Origin of the sequence: Nonomuraea sp. PA05 (genome assembly GCF_008086045.1) — a bacterium.
In the GTDB taxonomy this organism is placed as follows: Bacteria; Actinomycetota; Actinomycetes; order Streptosporangiales; family Streptosporangiaceae; genus Nonomuraea; species Nonomuraea monospora.
Genome location: NZ_VSEY01000104.1, coordinates 1 through 1175 on the forward strand (window position 1 = coordinate 1; position 1175 = coordinate 1175).

A 1175-nucleotide genomic window follows, 5' to 3' on the forward strand; every position below is an offset into this window, starting at 1 on the left:
TGAGCTGGTCCGGAAATTCGTGAGCAGTAGTGGCAGATACGGTCGATGATCTGGTCGGCGGTCTTGCGCCAGATGAATGGGCGGGGGTTGTCGTTCCAGGCGTCGATCCAGTCGTGGAGCGCGGTGGTGAGGTGCTCGACCGAGCAGAACACCCCGCGGTCCAGGCAGCGGCGCTGAAGCTCGGCGAACCAGCGCTCGACCTGGTTGAGCCAGGCTGAGTAGGTGGGGATGAAGTGCAGGGTGAAGCGGGGATGGGCGATGATCCATCGCTGCACCACCGGTGCCTTGTGAGCCGACAGGTTGTCGCAGACGACGTGCACGTCCAGGCCGGCCGGAACGACCGCATCAAGGTCGGCCAGGAAGTCACGGAAATCGGCCGCGGTGTGCCGGGCGGTGACCTTGCTCACCACTTCCCCGGTGACGACGTTGAAGGCGGCGAACAGGTCCACGGTGCCGTGCCGGACGTAGTCGAAAGTGCGCCGCTCGGGCACCCCGGGCATCATCGGCAGCACCGGAGCGCTGCGCTGCAGCGCCTGGATCTGCGGTTTCTCGTCCACGCTGAACACCACCGCGTTGGCCGGCGGGGCCAGGTAGAGGCCGACGACATCACGGATCTTGTCGATCAGCAGCGGGTCGGGCGAGATCTTGAACGTCTCGGTCCGCCAGGGCTGTAACCCAAAGGCCTTCCAGATCCGGGCGACGCTGGTCGGCGAGATGCCCACGCGGGCGGCCAGCTGCCGTCTGGACCAGTGGGTCTCGCCCGGCGGTGTGGTCTCCAGCGTGGCCACCACCACCTGCTCGACCTGGGCATCGGTGATGGTGCGCGGAACACCGGGCCGCGGTTCGTCGGCCAGCCCGTCCAGGCGGGCGGCGATGAACCTGGCCCGCCACTTGGTGACCGTGCCCCGCGCGATCCCCAGCCGCGCGGCGATGGCGAGGTTGGAGTCGCCTCGCGCGCACTCCAGCACGATTCGCGCACGTAACGCCAGCCCCTGTGCCGTCGACCGGCGAGACGCCCAGCCCTGCAAGGTCATCCGCTCGCCCGCGGTCAGTACCAGCGGCGGCAGTCTGCTGTCTCCCACATCCTCAGCACACTCCCGCCCGGCTCCGAAGTCACCACCCAGTTACATGAAGCAACACAAGTGGTGACCACAGACCTCAAAGCCAGCTCACTA

Annotated in this window: 1 protein-coding gene; it reads right to left on the reverse strand. The window is 67.3% G+C overall.

Going from position 1 to position 1175, the window contains the following annotated elements:
* On the reverse strand, window positions 1-1034 hold a 1034-nt coding region (locus FXF51_RS60210; protein ID WP_148443835.1), incomplete at its 3' end, for an IS630 family transposase.
* Between the last annotated feature and the right edge of the window lie 141 nt (window positions 1035-1175).